This is a genomic window from Arthrobacter zhaoxinii, assembly GCF_025244925.1.
Classification (GTDB): Bacteria; Actinomycetota; Actinomycetes; order Actinomycetales; family Micrococcaceae; genus Arthrobacter_B; species Arthrobacter_B zhaoxinii.
Genome location: NZ_CP104275.1, coordinates 2,707,643 through 2,720,837 on the forward strand (window position 1 = coordinate 2,707,643; position 13,195 = coordinate 2,720,837).

The following is a 13,195-nucleotide window of genomic DNA, read 5'->3' on the forward strand; positions in this document are numbered from 1 at the left end:
GTAGTAATTAATCTTCGGATTTGAACGGGAAGCCGAGCGCCTTCAGCAGCGCGCGTCCCTCGTCATCGGTCTTTGCAGTGGTAACCACGGTGATGTCCATGCCGCGTACGCGGTCGATCTTGTCCTGATCGATTTCGTGGAACATCGACTGTTCGGTCAGACCGAACGTGTAGTTGCCGTTGCCGTCGAACTGCTTGCCGTTCAGACCGCGGAAGTCACGGATACGGGGCAGGGCCAGGGTGACCAGCCGGTCCACGAATTCCCACATGCGGTCGCCACGCAGCGTAACGTGCGTACCGATCGGCATGCCTTCGCGCAGCTTGAACTGTGCGATGGACTTGCGTGCCTTGGTGACCTGGGGCTTCTGGCCCGTGATCTGGGTGAGGTCCCGGACAGCACCGTCAATGAGCTTGGAGTCCTTGGCGGCATCTCCAACACCCATGTTCACAACCACCTTGACGAGGCGGGGAACCTGGTTGACGTTCGAGTAGTTGAATTCGTCCTGCAGGGTCTGCTTGATCTCCGCTGCGTAGCGGGTCTTCAGACGGGGAACGATCTTGGTGACAGTCTCAGTCATTAGAGGTCCTTCCCAGAGCCCTTGGCCACGCGGATACGCACAATGCGCTCACGGCCATCTTTTTCGACGGTTGCAGTGCGGAAGCCAACGCGGGTCGGCTTCTTGGTCTCCGGGTCGACAATGGCGACGTTGGAAACGTGGATCGGGGCTTCAACAACCTCGATGCCGCCGGTGTTGGAACCGCGGGAGGTCTGGCCAACCTTGGTGTGCTTGGTGACACGGTTGATGCCTTCGACGAGAACGCGGTTGCTCTCGGGGAAGACCTTCAGTACCTTGCCCTGCTTGCCGCGGTCTCCGCCGCGCTCAGCCTTTGCACCGGTGATGACCTGAACGAGGTCACCCTTCTTGATTTTTGCCATGGACTACAGCACCTCCGGAGCCAGCGAAATGATCTTCATGAACTTCTTGTCGCGAAGTTCGCGGCCGACCGGCCCGAAGATACGGGTACCGCGGGGGTCGCCGTCATTCTTCAAGATCACTGCAGCGTTCTCATCGAACTTGATGTAGGAACCGTCCTGGCGGCGGCGTTCCTTCTTGGTACGGACGATGACGGCCTTGACCACGTCGCCCTTTTTGACGTTGCCGCCGGGAATTGCATCCTTGACGGTGGCAACAATGGTGTCGCCAATGCCTGCGTAGCGACGGCCGGATCCACCGAGAACGCGGATGGTCAAGATTTCCTTGGCACCCGTGTTGTCGGCGACCTTCAGTCGCGACTCCTGCTGAATCACTTATTACTCCTGTCGTCGCGCCGGTTCTCTTCAAAGAGCCTTGCGGAACGGATATGGGTGGACCCCGTAATACTGGTACTCAACGCCCTTCGGCGGGCCGCACGCCAGTGCAGCCGCCGTCGAAGCGTCGAACAAGATTATCGGGCTTTTGTCTCATTCGGCGGTGAGAAGGCCGGCCGGCTTCGAGACCCGATTCGGGTCCGGATTCCGGACACACTTCCCCACCACACAGACAAGATTTCAAGTTTATCGCGAAAAGGCCCCGGATGCGAAATCGAAGATGATAACGCGGCCGGGGCCCTCACGCTGTGGACGGTGCCGGTGTGTCCTGCGCTTACTGCAGGAACACACCGGCGGGCCGGCCGGTACTTCTTACTACTAGGTTACTTGGCCTTTTCGAGGATCTCGACCAGGCGCCACCGCTTCGTAGCGGACAGCGGCCGGGTCTCCGCGATCAGCACGAGGTCACCAATGCCGGCAGCGTTCTGCTCGTCATGGGCCTTGCGCTTCTCGGTCCGGCGGATAACCTTGCCGTAAAGGGCGTGCTTCACGCGGTCTTCAACCTGGACAACGATGGTCTTATCCATCTTGTCCGAGACCACGTAGCCGCGTGCGGTCTTCCGGTACCCGCGGGCATCGGCTCCGTTTGCGTCAGTTGTCACTGCTGCCTCATTCTTGTTTTCGCTCACTTGGCATCATCCTCAGCGACCTTGGCTTCAGCTTCAGACTTGGTAGCCTTCTTCTTTGACTTCTTCGGTGCCTCGGGTGCTGCTTCCTCAACGGGAGCGACAACCTCGGGACGAATGCCCAGCTCGCGCTCACGCAGCACCGTGTAGATGCGGGCGATATCGCGCTTGACTGCACGCAGACGACCGTGGTTTTCCAGCTGGCCGGTAGCCGACTGGAAGCGGAGGTTGAACAGCTCCTCCTTGGCCTTGCGCAGTTCTTCTACGAGACGGTCCTTATCGAAGCCGTCCAGCTGCTCAGTTGTCAGCTCTTTTGATCCAACTGCCATTTCTATTCACCACCCTCGCGACGCACAATGCGTGCCTTCAACGGCAGCTTATGGATCGCCAGGCGCAGGGCCTCACGAGCTACCTCTTCGGAAACACCGGAGAGTTCGAACAGAACCCGGCCCGGCTTGACGTTTGCAACCCACCACTCCGGAGAACCCTTACCGGAACCCATACGGGTTTCAGCAGGCTTCTTCGTCAGCGGACGGTCCGGGTAGATGTTGATCCAGACCTTACCGCCACGCTTGATGTGGCGTGTCATGGCAATACGCGCAGCTTCAATCTGGCGGTTGGTGACGTACGCAGGCGTCAGAGCCTGGATACCCCACTCGCCGAAGCTGACGGCGGTGCCGCCGGTTGCAGCGCCGGAGCGACCCGGGTGGTGCTGCTTACGGTATTTGACTCGACGTGGGATAAGCATTTAAGCCTGTCCTCCTTCTGCTGCGGGGGCAGCTGCCTCAGCGGCCGGAGCCTCTGCAGCAGCAGGCGCGGCGGCTTTGTCGCCGCGCTCGGGACGACGACGGCGGTCGCCGCCACGGTCGCCGCGGTCGGCCGGGCCGCGGCCCGGACGATCGTTGGAGCGTCCGCGGGACGGTGCAGCAGCCTGCTGTGCAGCCAGTTCCTTAGCGGTAACGTCGCCCTTGTAGATCCAGACCTTTACGCCAATGCGGCCGAAGGTGGTCTTGGCTTCGAAGAAACCGTAGTCGATCTGCGCGCGGAGGGTGTGCAGGGGCACACGGCCTTCGCGGTAGAACTCCGAACGGCTCATTTCAGCGCCGCCCAGACGGCCGGAGCACTGGATACGGATACCCTTGGCGCCTGCACGCTGTGCGGACTGGATGGCCTTCTTCATCGCACGGCGGAAAGCCACGCGGGAAGAGAGCTGCTCAGCGACGCCCTGGGCAACCAGCTGTGCTTCCATCTCGGGGTTCTTGACCTCGAGGATGTTCAGCTGGACCTGCTTGCCGGTGAGCTTTTCGAGCTCGCCGCGGATGCGGTCCGCTTCGGCGCCGCGGCGGCCGATGACGATGCCCGGACGTGCAGTGTGGATATCCACACGGACACGGTCGCGGGTGCGCTCGATCTCTACCTTGGCGATGCCGGCGCGGTCCATGCCGGTGGACATCAGCTGACGGATCTTGATGTCCTCGCGGACGAAGTCCTTGTAACGCTGTCCCGGCTTGTTGCTGTCAGCAAACCAGTGCGATACGTGGTCAGTGGTGATGCCGAGTCGGAACCCGTGCGGGTTTACCTTCTGTCCCACTTAGCGTTCCTCCTCGATCGTAGGGGTTGCGACTACCACAGTGACGTGGCTGGTCCGCTTGTTGATGCGGTAGGCGCGGCCCTGGGCCCGCGGCTGGAACCGCTTCATGGTGGGTCCTTCGTCAACGAATGCTTCGCTGATGAAGAGGTCACCCTCGTCGAAGGCCACGCCGTCACGGTCCGCGAGGACACGTGCATTGGCCATAGCCGACTGAATTACCTTAAGTACCGGCTCCGAAGCTGCCTGGGGGGCAAACTTCAGAATTGCCAGAGCCTCATTCGCTTGCTTGCCACGAACAAGGTTGACGACGCGCCGGGCCTTCATAGGCGTTACGCGGATATGACGCGCAATTGCCTTGGCTTCCATTGCTTTCCTTCTCTCGTCTTCTGCCGAAAGAGCAGCGCCTAGCGGCGCTTGCCCTTGCGGTCGTCCTTCACATGGCCGCGGAATGTCCGCGTCAGAGCGAATTCGCCGAGCTTGTGCCCGACCATCGACTCGGTGACAAACACCGGAATGTGCTTACGTCCGTCGTGTACGGCGATCGTGTGCCCGAGCATGTCGGGGATGATCATCGAACGGCGAGACCACGTCTTGATGACGTTCTTGGTGCCCTTTTCGTTTTCGGCCGCTACCTTGAGAAACAGGTGCTGGTCGACGAAGGGGCCTTTCTTCAGGCTGCGTGGCATGTTTCCAGGCTCCTATCGCTTGTTCTTGCCGGAACGACGGCGACGCACAATGAGGTTGTCGCTCTCTTTATTGGGACGGCGGGTACGGCCTTCGCGCTTACCGTTCGGGTTGACCGGGTGGCGTCCACCGGAGGTCTTACCTTCACCACCACCGTGCGGGTGGTCGACCGGGTTCATGGCGACACCACGGACGGTCGGGCGGACGCCCTTCCAGCGCATACGGCCGGCCTTGCCCCAGTTGATGTTCGACTGCTCGGCGTTGCCGACCTCGCCGATCGTGGCGCGGCAGCGCACATCAACGTTGCGGATTTCGCCGGAGGGCAGACGCAGCTGGGCGAAGCGGCCTTCCTTGGCGACAAGCTGAACGGACGCACCGGCGGAGCGGGCCATCTTGGCACCGCCGCCCGGACGCAGTTCAACAGCGTGGATGGTGGTACCCACGGGGATGTTACGCAGGGGCAGGTTGTTGCCGGGCTTGATATCAGCGCCGGCGCCGGCCTCTACGAAGTCGCCCTGCTTGAGCTTGTTCGGAGCAATGATGTAACGCTTGGTGCCATCAACGTAGTGCAGCAGCGCAATACGGGCGGTACGGTTCGGATCGTATTCGATCTCGGCAACGCGTGCGTTGACGCCGTCCTTGTCGTGGCGGCGGAAGTCGATCAGACGGTACTGACGCTTGTGTCCACCACCCTTGTGCCTGGTCGTGATCTTACCGGTGTTGTTACGGCCGCCCTTTTTGGGCAGCGGACGTACCAACGACTTTTCCGGCGTCGACCGCGTGATTTCGGTGAAGTCGGCTACGCTCGAGCCGCGACGGCCCGGGGTAGTCGGCTTGTATTTACGGATTCCCATTATTTATTCCTCGTTAAAGTGGTCTCCGCCCTAGCTGAGCGGACCGCCGAAGATGTCGATTGTGCCGTCCTTGAGGGTGACAATGGCGCGCTTGGTGTTCTTGCGCTGTCCCCATCCGAACTTGGTGCGCTTACGCTTACCGGCACGGTTGATGGTGTTGATCGAGTCGACCTTGACGGAGAAGATTTTCTCCACGGCCAGCTTGATCTCGGTCTTGTTGGAGCGGGGGTCGACCAGGAAGGTGTACTTACCTTCGTCGATCAGGCCGTAGCTCTTTTCCGAGACGACGGGTGCAAGCACTACGTCGCGCGGATCCTTAGCGGTGGTCGCGCTCACTTGGCGTCCTCCTTGACTGTGTTCTTGCCGACGAACTCGTCGTAGGCAGCCTTGGTGAAGACCACGTCGTCGGCAACAAGCACGTCATAGGTGTTCAGCTGATCTACGTAGATCACGTGAACAGCCGGAACGTTGCGCACGGAAAGTGCGGCAACATCGTTGGCGCGCTCGATAACAACGAGCAGGTTCTTGCGGTCGGAAACCGAACGCAGGGCGCTCAGTGCGTCCTTGGTGGAAGGCTTGGTGCCTTCAACCAGGGATTCGAGGACGTGGATACGGCCGTTGCGTGCCCGGTCCGACAGGGCGCCGCGCAGTGCAGCAGCCTTCATCTTCTTGGGGGTGCGCTGGCTGTAATCGCGGGGCGTCGGTCCGTGGACTACGCCGCCACCGGTCATGTGAGGAGCACGGATGGAGCCCTGACGAGCCCGGCCGGTGCCCTTCTGCTTGAACGGCTTGCGGCCTGCGCCGCTTACCTCGGCACGCGTCTTCGTCTTGTGCGTACCCTGGCGGGCGGCTGCAAGCTGAGCAACTACCACCTGGTGGAGCAGCGGTACGTTCGTCTGAACGTCGAAGATCTCTGCGGGGAATTCAACAGTGGTTTCGTTAGCCATGAGACTAATCTCCCTTCACGGCAGAGCGTACGAGGACGACCTGGCCGCGGGCGCCGGGAACGGCACCCTTGATCAGCAGGAGCGACTTCTCGGCGTCCACACCGTGAACCGTGAGGTTCATGGTGGTGTGACGGACGCCGCCCATGCGGCCCGCCATCCGAACGCCCTTGAAGACGCGGCCCGGGGTGGATGCGCCACCGATGGAACCCGGCTTACGGTGGTTCTTGTGTGCACCGTGGGAGGCACCAACGCCATGGAAGCCGTGACGCTTCATGACACCGGCAAAGCCCTTACCCTTGGAGGTTCCGACGACGTCGACCTTCTGGCCGGCTGCGAAAATCTCAACGGAGAGTTCCTGGCCCAGCTCGTAGGTGTCGGCATCGGCGGTACGCAGTTCAACTACGTGGCGGCGCGGCGTGACGCCGGCCTTTTCAAAGTGGCCGGCCAGCGGCTTGGTCACCTTGCGCGGGTCGATCTGGCCGTAGCCGATCTGAACGGCGGTGTAGCCGTCCTTTTCCGCGTTGCGCAGCTGCGTGATGACGTTGGAGTCAGCCTGGACGACGGTTACGGGGATGAGCTTGTTGTTCTCGTCCCAAACCTGGGTCATGCCGAGCTTGGTGCCCAGCAGTCCCTTTACCTGGCGTGTAAGTGAAGTAGACATAAGTATCCGCTCCCCCCCTACAGCTTGATTTCGATGTTCACGTCTGCAGGCAGGTCGAGACGCATAAGCGAGTCAACGGCCTTGGGCGTGGGGTCAATGATGTCGATCAGGCGCTTGTGCGTGCGCATTTCAAAGTGCTCGCGGCTGTCCTTGTACTTGTGCGGCGAACGGATAACAACGTAAACGTTCTTTTCCGTGGGCAGCGGCACGGGGCCTACTACCGTTGCGCCTGCACGCGTGACCGTTTCAACGATCTTCCGTGCTGATACGTCGATGACCTCGTGGTCATACGACTTCAGCCGGATGCGGATTTTTTGTCCCGCCATGGCGTCGTGCCTCTTTCTTCGAGTAATGCTCTCTGTACAGTTTTTGCACCGAACTGCCTTACGGCCTGGCGCCCCTCCAACAGACTGAATCCGGATAATTCCGGGTTCCTCACCCTGCCGAGGCTCCGACCCCCGCGCTCGGGCGTGTCGCGGTTTTGAGACCGACGACGCCGAGCAAGAGTAGGGGCGGGTTATATATGGGCTCTTTCCCCTAAGGATCCGACCCTGCATCAGGCATTATCCTGACCGGGACGCAATCTCACCACTGCCTCATTCCCTGCTGTTCGCAGGAACGTGGGCGCGTGTGGGCACAAAAGCGCTTGAACAACTTCTCTAGTCTGCCAGACTCGGGCATGGATGGCTAATCAGGCATCACTCGCCGGAGGTCTCCCTCCAGGGCTTCCCGAGTCCGGGAACGCCGCTCCCCGGAGTAAACCCCCGGGAGCAGCGTTTTCAGCTTCCCCCAGTCTAACGCACCGGCGCGGGCCGGCGGAAAAGTCAGGGCCGGTCCTCCCGGTTGGCCCGGCGGATCCGCTTTGTCCGCTCGATCTCGGGGCGGAACCGCTTGCGGGACCACCCAATGCCTGCAGCTAATGCGGCTGCGATACCCAGAAGAATGAGAAATTCCATCCTCCGAGCCTAGCGGAGCCGTGATCCCGGTGTCAGTGAGTGCGGTCCTCCTCCGCAGATGATGCCCGGTCGGGTGCGTCTGTCTCCGATCCGGTTCCCGCACCGCTGCGGGGCTCGGCCGCCGTGCTTCCCGTGCCGGCAGTGGTGTCCGTGGTGTCCGCCTCCGGGTACCCGGATGCCGACGGCCCACTCCCCCGGGCCGGCTCCACGGGCGGTGCATACCCGGCCTCCGGAGCAGGCGGCGCGTACCCGAGCCCAGGTGCAGGTGCAGGTGCAGGTGCAGGTGCAGGTGCAGCGTACCCGGCATCCGGCGAAGTCGGGGCGTACCCGGCACCCGGTGCAGGCGGGGCATATCCGGCACCCGGTGCAGGCGGGGCATATCCGGTTTCCGGAGCACCCGGAGCATTCCCGGGCGTCGGAGCACCCGGAGCGTATCCGACTTCCGGAGCAGCCGGAGCAGCCGGCGCATACGCGGGCGTCGGAGCACCCGGGGCACCCGGAGTACCCGGAGTACCCGGAACATTCCCGGGCTCGTCGGTCCGCACCCGCGTCAGCCGCCAGACGGCCAGGGCGATCAACCCGATGCCCAGCAGTGCCAGGAGCAGGAAGGTGTAGCCGCGAAGGTACCAAAGCACCGCCAGCACAACACCGGCCGCACCCCACAGGGTGAACAGCCTTCTACTGGCGAGGAGACCGAACACCAGAAGTCCGGCGTGTGCCACCAGTGCCCAGAGCTGCCTTCCGCCTCCCCCGAAAATAGCCGTGGTGAGTCCGCTGGCGGACAGGATGACGGCCGCAACCGCCAGGATCACGGTGCCCCGCTGGTCACGCTTACGCAGGAACTCGTAGGCAGCCAGGCCGGTCAGCACTGCGGCCCAGTACTGCAGGGACCAGAATCCATTCACGTCACCCAGGACGAGCCAGCTGATTCTCTGCACTGCCAGTGCGGCCACGAGGGCCGCAGCTTGGACGGCCGGTTCCCGGAACCGGGCGGGTACTTCGAAGAGCGCAAGCACCACGGCAACAACGACGGTCAGTGATCCGGCTGCAGCAGAGACATCCGGTGCCATTGCGGGAACGGCAGCAAAGGCCAGCACAAAGGCGGAGGCCGAGCCCAGGATCCTCCGGCGGAGCAGCGACGGCGGCACGGCACCGCGCGCGGCATTGCCGGGCCCGGACGTTTCGACCTGCTTCAGCGGGGTGGCCAGGCGGACTGCCTGAAGGACGGCCGCGGCGGCCCATATGGGCAGGAGGGACGCGAACCCCGCATCTTCGATGCCGCCGAGCACAGTATCGGTGAGCCCCTGGAACACGAACATCATCCCGACAACAAGCAGGGGCGGCAGGCCAACCGCCAGCCACGGCTGGCTCCGGGTGTAGGAGAGAACCAGGAAAACCGCCCCGCCCACTGCGAAGGCTGCCGCCGACAGGAAGCTGTTGTCCCCCGGCGCAGTGGTTACCAGGACCGTCGCGGTATAGGTGACGGCGATGACAAGCAACGCCGTGCGGGTGGGCTTATCGAGGGACCGGCGGGCTTCCCCCCACAGTGCTGCCACAGCAAGGGCAAGCAGGAGCGCCCCTGCCGCTCCACGGGCAAGCAGCGGGTCCGGGACGAACCCTCCGCTGCTGAGGACCACCGGCATCGCACCCAGTGCGTATCCGGCGGGATAGAGAACCCAGGCTGACCGGGGCCCGCCACCGCCGCGCCGGCGCATAAACGCCGCGGACCCGGTGACGAGGAGCAGGAAGAGGTGAAGGGCCACAACGAGGCGCTGGGTTGTTGGTCCGGCCTGGAAACCGTAATAGAACGGAAGGAGCGCCAGCAACGCGAGGCTCAACCACTGCGACGTTTCCGAATATCCGTGCGAGTCGAGGCGGCGCTCCAGCAGCGTACGGAGCAGCTGCTGGATCGCCAGCGCCGTTGCGCCGGCGATATAGAGGCCGTGCATGCCGGCTCCAAGATCGGCCGCTGCAAGGACCGTCAGCACCACCAGAAGCCCCTGTACGCCGAGCAGGTAGAGACCCTTATTCGTCTCTTCCCGCTTCAACGCGAGATACGCCGCGTAGGCCAAGGCTGCCAGGACCAGCAGTTCGTAGCCGCGCAGCCCCAGGACGCCGGCACCTATGGCTCCGGCGGCAGCAAATCCTGCCAGCGCCGCTACTTCATACCTGTCGGAAAGCAACAGTGAGGTGGCAGCATTTGCCGCCAGCGCGGTCCACAGCAACACCAGGGTCCAGCCGATCCCCTGCCCTTCGATTCCACGGGAGGCAACCGTTGCCAGCAGTGCCACGAGTGCAGCCGCGGTGAGGAACCCGGCAGCCGACGGAAGCGGCTTTCCCCTGCGCACCTGGACGACGGCGGCCAGCTGGCTGAAGACCGCCACCCCGGCTGCACACAGGAGAAGGAACATCAGCATGCCGCTTTGGGCTGCCTGCGCCTGCAGCCCGAGATATGCCAGGGGAACTCCGGCGGAGGCGGCCAGCCCGCCCCACCGTGCCCATGATGCCAGGCCCAGCGGTTCCAGCCTCCCGGCAAGGAAAGTCCGCAGCACCTGTCCGACGGCGATTGCGACGGCCACGGTGGCGAAGACCGAATGGATGCTTCCGGTGAGATCGGCCGCCACCAGCCCGGCCAGAACAAAGGCAAGAATCTGGGCAGCCAGGAGATAGGCGCCGCGGAAGGCATTGTTCCGCCCCAGGACGAGGTAGGCACAGTAGCCAAGCGCCGCCAGCACGAGGATCTCGTAGCCCGCCAGTCCCAGTGTCCCCGCGCCGATGACGGCCGCAGCGGCGAAACCGGCGGGTGCCGCCAGTGCAAGCCAGCTGCGGCGCAGCATCAGCGCGGTAAAGATGTTGACGGCCAGGGCACCCGCCAGAACAGCCACAGTGGCAATGCCGCTGTTTTCCTCGGCCATCCGCACACCGGCGCTGAGCAGCATTACCAGCGCTGCTGCAACTGCGGTACCAATGGCAGCAGTGGATCCGGCAGCGTACGGACCGCCCGCTGGAGGTAGAGTCCCGGCAGCCTTCGGAGCGGAATCGATTCCGGTCCGGTGGAGCGCGCCGAAACCGATGCGGCCCGCAGCGCCGAGGGTATAGGCCCCCTGAGTGAAGGCCGCAGTCCCGGCACCGATCAGCAGCAGGACAACGCCGGTGTCCGAACGTGCCGCGGTATAGGTGAGGATGTAGTAGAGCGGCGGCAGCATCCCGAGCAGGGTCAATGCTGTCCACAGGATGGTCCTGGACAAGCCGAAACCGTGAAGCCGGCGGTCAAAGACGATACGGGCCAGGTGCTGGACAGCCAGACAGACAGCCACGGTGATAAAGATGCCGTGCACGCCGGCACCGAAGTCTGCGGCAACCAGTCCGGTAAGGACAGTCAGTTGCACCTGGCCTGCCGCTATGTAGTAGCTCCGGTGTGTCCGGGGTGCCAGTTTCCCTGCCTGGACCGCGCAGTAGCAAAGGGCCGCGGCTGTGAGCAGCTCGTAACCCCTGACGCCGAACACGCCCGCACCGATGAGCGCTGCGGCAGAGAATCCTGCGGGTGCGGCCAGGAGGTACAGTCCGCGGGGCCGCAGCGCGGAGGTCAGCGCGTTGGAGGCCACAACAGCCCACAGTCCGGCCAGGGTCAGCGCCACGCCGGGCCGCTCCTGGACACTTAGCAACAGGGTCAGCCCGGCGGCACCGGCAGCTGCTGCGCCGATGGCGGTACCCGGGAACCGTTCGTCCTTTCCGCGCGAGATACGGATAACCGAGACAGTTTGGTTGACCGCCAGTGCCAGCACGGCGGAGACGAGGGCCCAGGCTGCTGTGTTTGCTCCTGCGGCGCCGGCAAGGGCGGCCAGGACCACCAGGGGTACCAGCAGGACGGCCGCCGCGCGTGCTGCGAGGACGAACACGGGGCGCGCCTGCGCATCGCTTCGCACAGCGCGGACCACCAGGTAGGCGACGAGGACTGCGGTAGCCGTGACTCCCGGCCACAGGGTGCCGCCGGGCACGAGCATGTTGGGAATGAACGCGAGGGCGACGGGTACCACGACGGTGAACTCAAGCCGTCCGCCGAGTTTCCACGCGGCAGCCAAATACGTCAGCAGGACCACGACGGCGGTTCCGGCGAAGGCAGCGGAACCACCCGCAGTCTGCCGCTCGGCAAACACATACCAAAGTCCCGCGGCCAGAGCGGTGCCCGCCTGCAGAATCAGAAGCGCGGCAACATCCACCCGGAAGAATCTGCGGGCCGCCACTTCGGGAGCCACGGCGGGTTTCTTCTTGAGGCTGACAGTAGCGGCGGGGGCAGGGGCGGGCGGGGACACGGCTGCCGGCGGAGCAGGGGGTGCCGGTGGTGCCGGCGGTAGTGACACCGACTTCCCACCGGTGCCTGCAGCAGCTGCGTGCAGAGCGGCATCCGTGCCGGATACCGCTCCTGCTTCCGTCCGCGGACGGTGATCGACTTCCAGCGGCAGGCCGGTGCTCCTGGCCGCCACCTGCAGCAGGGCGGCGGTACCGTACAGCGGGCGTCGCGCCAGGACCCCCGCGGTCTGGGCGGCGACCTGGACGGCGAAGGCCAGCAGCGTCAGCTGGCTGCTGTCCGTAAAGGAGTAGAACAGGGACGTGAGCCCCACGGTGCCCGCCGCCCGCAGCCCGTAGCTGTTGACGAGCTGGTTGCGGGTAGGTCCCTGCCAGAGCATGACCGCGTAGTAAACGGCGAAGGAAAGGAACAGGATGCCCAGCTGCGCCGCGCTCAGCTGCCCGGAGATCTGGACGGAAGCGATGGCCGTGGCCGGAACCAGATAACGGTGGGAACGGACAAAGGCATCTACGTAGAGGTTGTTCAACCAGGCGGGACGCCGGATGGCGGCGAGGCTGATCAAGGTGGCGAGGATAACCGTGAAGAGGAAATACCAGACAATTCCCCAGCGCAGTGCGGCACCGGAAGCAAGACCCGAGGACAGCAGGAAGGTCAGGGCAAGGTAGGTGACCACCCTGCTCTCGATCTTGGCAGCGGCAAAGGCAAACGCCGCCGTTCCGACCACCGAGGTCACCAGCCAGGCTGCCGGACCGTCAGGCAGCACAAAATTGAACAGAGCGAGTCCCACCACGGGGATCAGGGCCAGGCCGGTGCCCGTGAAGGCAACGGCTGCCGGCTTCAGACGCGTGCTGCGGGAGTGTATGACCAGTCCGGAAACATAGAAGAGCGCAGTGACGGCAACGACGCCGAAGAAGCGTGCCTCGGCGGGGATGGCCAGGCCAATGAACAGTGCCGCAGCAGCAACCAGCAGGAGGCTGGCTGAGTAGAGCGTGATGTTGATGTTGCGCAGGTCCCGCCGGCGCTTCTCTTCCTTCAGCTGTGCTTCGGTCTTGACCGGCGGAGCCGGCCTGGGGGGAACGGGCCTGGGCTGATCAGCAGCGTTCCGGTGCGAGGTACCCGGTGCCGGGGCAGGGGCTGCCCGCCGCCCGACGGGGACCGGGACGGGCTGCGCTGCGGGCATCGGAGCCCGAGGAGCCGCC

General features: G+C 63.9%; 16 protein-coding genes. All 16 read right to left on the minus strand.

Annotation, left to right across the window (positions count from 1 at the left end; translation table 11 throughout):
• Positions 1–7: 7 nt before the first annotated feature.
• Positions 8–577 carry a 50S ribosomal protein L5 gene (gene rplE, locus N2K95_RS12600; RefSeq protein ID WP_227918727.1) on the minus strand — a complete coding sequence of 190 codons (570 nt, stop codon included), beginning with the start codon at positions 575–577 and terminating at the stop codon, positions 8–10.
• Positions 577–936 carry a 50S ribosomal protein L24 gene (gene rplX / locus N2K95_RS12605; RefSeq protein WP_255790507.1) on the minus strand — a complete coding sequence of 120 codons (360 nt, stop codon included), beginning with the start codon at positions 934–936 and terminating at the stop codon, positions 577–579. The genes rplE and rplX overlap by 1 nt, the downstream gene beginning before the upstream one ends.
• A 3-nt stretch (positions 937–939) precedes the next feature.
• Positions 940–1,308, minus strand: coding sequence for a 50S ribosomal protein L14 (gene rplN, locus N2K95_RS12610; RefSeq protein ID WP_055239356.1), 369 nt, complete (start codon positions 1,306–1,308; stop codon positions 940–942).
• 383 nt (positions 1,309–1,691) lie between these two features.
• Complete coding sequence (gene rpsQ / locus N2K95_RS12615) at positions 1,692–1,997, minus strand: 30S ribosomal protein S17 (protein WP_279326965.1); 306 nt, start codon at positions 1,995–1,997, stop codon at positions 1,692–1,694.
• Positions 1,994–2,323, minus strand: coding sequence for a 50S ribosomal protein L29 (gene rpmC, locus N2K95_RS16290; RefSeq protein WP_304658988.1), 330 nt, complete (start codon positions 2,321–2,323; stop codon positions 1,994–1,996). Before rpmC ends, rpsQ begins: the two co-directional genes overlap by 4 nt.
• A gap of 2 nt (positions 2,324–2,325) precedes the next feature.
• On the minus strand, positions 2,326–2,742 hold the full coding sequence (gene rplP, locus N2K95_RS12625; protein WP_055239353.1) for a 50S ribosomal protein L16: 417 nt from the start codon (positions 2,740–2,742) through the stop codon (positions 2,326–2,328).
• A complete protein-coding gene (gene rpsC / locus N2K95_RS12630; protein ID WP_227918732.1) occupies positions 2,743–3,585 on the minus strand; it encodes a 30S ribosomal protein S3 in 843 nt (280 codons plus the stop codon).
• Positions 3,586–3,951, minus strand: coding sequence for a 50S ribosomal protein L22 (gene rplV / locus N2K95_RS12635; RefSeq protein WP_255790509.1), 366 nt, complete (start codon positions 3,949–3,951; stop codon positions 3,586–3,588).
• Between the two features lie 38 nt (positions 3,952–3,989).
• Positions 3,990–4,271, minus strand: coding sequence for a 30S ribosomal protein S19 (rpsS, locus tag N2K95_RS12640; protein ID WP_104052734.1), 282 nt, complete (start codon positions 4,269–4,271; stop codon positions 3,990–3,992).
• 12 nt (positions 4,272–4,283) lie between these two features.
• Positions 4,284–5,123, minus strand: a complete 840-nt coding sequence (gene rplB / locus N2K95_RS12645) for a 50S ribosomal protein L2 (protein ID WP_146361090.1) — start codon at positions 5,121–5,123, stop codon at positions 4,284–4,286.
• Positions 5,124–5,153: 30 nt separating this feature from the next.
• Positions 5,154–5,459 (minus strand): 50S ribosomal protein L23, encoded by a 306-nt coding sequence (gene rplW / locus N2K95_RS12650; RefSeq protein ID WP_104052736.1) that lies wholly within the window; start codon positions 5,457–5,459, stop codon positions 5,154–5,156.
• Entirely contained in the window at positions 5,456–6,070 is a 615-nt protein-coding gene (gene rplD / locus N2K95_RS12655; RefSeq protein ID WP_227918737.1) for a 50S ribosomal protein L4, read from the minus strand. Before rplD ends, rplW begins: the two co-directional genes overlap by 4 nt.
• A gap of 4 nt (positions 6,071–6,074) precedes the next feature.
• The gene (gene rplC, locus N2K95_RS12660; protein WP_255790511.1) at positions 6,075–6,731 is read right to left on the minus strand and encodes a 50S ribosomal protein L3; all 657 of its coding nucleotides are present in this window, start codon (positions 6,729–6,731) and stop codon (positions 6,075–6,077) included.
• Between the two features lie 17 nt (positions 6,732–6,748).
• Positions 6,749–7,057, minus strand: a complete 309-nt coding sequence (rpsJ, locus tag N2K95_RS12665) for a 30S ribosomal protein S10 (protein ID WP_146361073.1) — start codon at positions 7,055–7,057, stop codon at positions 6,749–6,751.
• Between the two features lie 498 nt (positions 7,058–7,555).
• Positions 7,556–7,687 carry a hypothetical protein gene (locus N2K95_RS12670; protein WP_260651829.1) on the minus strand — a complete coding sequence of 44 codons (132 nt, stop codon included), beginning with the start codon at positions 7,685–7,687 and terminating at the stop codon, positions 7,556–7,558.
• Between the two features lie 32 nt (positions 7,688–7,719).
• A complete protein-coding gene (locus tag N2K95_RS12675) occupies positions 7,720–13,176 on the minus strand; it encodes a hypothetical protein (protein WP_260653860.1) in 5,457 nt (1,818 codons plus the stop codon).
• Between the last annotated feature and the right edge of the window lie 19 nt (positions 13,177–13,195).